The sequence below is a fragment of the Nocardia farcinica genome (assembly GCF_029867845.1).
GTDB classification, from domain to species: Bacteria; Actinomycetota; Actinomycetes; order Mycobacteriales; family Mycobacteriaceae; genus Nocardia; species Nocardia farcinica_A.
The window spans coordinates 1-2,128 of record NZ_JARWRU010000823.1; the positions used below are offsets into that span (position 1 = coordinate 1).

Genomic DNA, 2,128 nt, shown 5'->3' on the forward strand with positions numbered 1-2,128 from the left:
CATCGCGCAGTACGTGGAACTCGACGGTCCGATCGACCTGGACCTGCTCGCGTCGGCCTCGCGGCGGGCGGGCCGCGAGTTCGGCACCGGCTACCTGCGGCTGATCGAGGTCGACGGGCTGCCCTACCAGCTGGTCGACACCACCATCGAGCACCAGTTGCCCGTCGTGGACCTGCGGGCCGAGCCGGACCCGGCCGCGGCGGCGCTGGACTGGATGCGCGCCGAGTACACCGCCCCGGTCGACCTGCTCGGCGAGCGTCTCGGCGCCTTCGCCATGCTGCGCCTGGCCGACGAGCGCTGGTACTGGTACCAGCGCATCCACCACATCGTGCTCGACGGCTTCGGCGCGGTCACCATGCTGCGCCGCATCGCCGAGCTGTACAACGCGGGAGTGCGCGGGCAGCAGCCGCCGCCCGGCCGCGCGCACGACCTGCGCCGGATCGTGGAAATCGATGCGGCCTATCGCGACTCGGACCGCTTCCACGCCGACGCGGGCTACTGGCGCGAGCACCTGGCGGGCATGCCGCAGGCGATCGGCCTGGCCGGGCGCACTGCCCCGGTGGACGCGCACCCGATCCTGGCCGCGGGCGAGCTGCCCGCCGCCACCGCCGCCCTGCTCGATCAGCGGGTGGCGGCGGAGAACTCCGGCGTCGCGCCCGTGGTGGTCGCCGCCTTCGCCGCCTATGTGGCCGCCATGACCTGCTCGGAGGAGGTCTCGCTGTCGCTGCCGGTGTCCGGGCGCACCACCGCCGTGCTGCGCGACTCCGGCGGCATGGTCGCCAACGTGGTGCCGCTGCGGCTGCGCGCGGGCTCGGGGGTGAGCACCGGCGAGCTGATCCGCGCCGCGCAGACCGAGCTGACCTCGGCGCTGCGCAGGCAGCGCTACCGCCAGGAGGACATCGCCCGCGACCTGGGCTGGGCGGTGGACGAGGGCGGCTCGTTCGGGCCAACCGTGAACCTGATGACGATCGACACCGGGATCACCTTCGGCGAGGTCGTCGGCCGCACCCACGTGCTGACCTCCGGCATGATCGACGACCTGTTCCTCAATCTGTACCCGGGTGTGGGCGGGGAGACCACCCACATCGACTTCCAGGCCAACCCCAACCTCTACGACGCCGGCGAGCTCGTCGCCCACCACCGCCGCTTCCTGGCCTTCCTGCACGACTTCCTCGCCGCCGCACCAGGCACTGCCTGGCGTGCCGTGCCACTGCTCGACGAGGCCGAACGGGCCGCGTTGGTCCCCGCCCGCGGACCCGAGGGCGCCGCCGTGCGCACCCTGCCGCAGATCCTGCTCGACGGCGCCGCCCGCGATCCCGGCGCGGTGGCGGTGCGCGCCGACGGGCGCACGCTGACCTACCGGGAGGTGCTGGCCTACGCCTCCCGCGTCGCCCGCCTGCTCATCGAGCACGGCGCGGGCCCGGAACGCGCGGTGGCCGTGGCGATCCCGCGCTCGGTGGAATCGGTGCTGGCGACCTGGGCGGTGGCGCTGACCGGCGCGGCCTTCACCCCGATCGATCCCGCCCTGCCCGCCGACCGCATCGAGCACATGATCGCCGACAGCGCGGTGGTCGCGGGCCTGACCGTCGCCTCCGCGCGGCCCGCCCTGCCCGGCCGCATCACCTGGCTGACCCTCGACGACCAGCAGACCGCCGAGATCGTCGCCGACCAGGACCCCACGCCCGTCACCGACGCCGACCGTCTCGCCCCCGTCCACCCCGACCACATCGCCTACCTGATCTACACCTCCGGCTCCACCGGCCTGCCCAAGGCCGTCATGGTGGCCCATCGCGGGCTGGCGAACCTGGTGGCGGGCTCGGGGTCGGTGTTCGAGGTGGACGCTGCCTCGGTGGTCGCGCACGCCGTCTCACCCAGCTTCGACATCTCGGTCGAGGAACTGCTGGTCGCCTTCGCGGCCGGGGCGAGTGTCGCGGTGGTGCCGCCGAGCGTCTACGCGGGCGAGGACCTGGCGGCGGTGTTGCGCGCCCATCGCGTCACCTGCCTGAACGTCACCCCCGCCGTGGTCGCCGCGCTCGCCCCCGCGGACCAGCCCCCCCAGCGGACGGTCGAGGTCGGCGGCCCCGGCCGCGCGCCCCCCCCCCGGTGCGGAGGGGGGGGGGCGGGGGGG

General features: G+C 74.6%; 1 protein-coding gene. It reads left to right on the forward strand.

The genetic code is table 11. The features are described 5' to 3' along the window. The coding region (locus QH283_RS17880; protein WP_280504131.1) for an AMP-binding protein at window positions 1-2,128 on the forward strand (2,128 nt) is incomplete at both ends.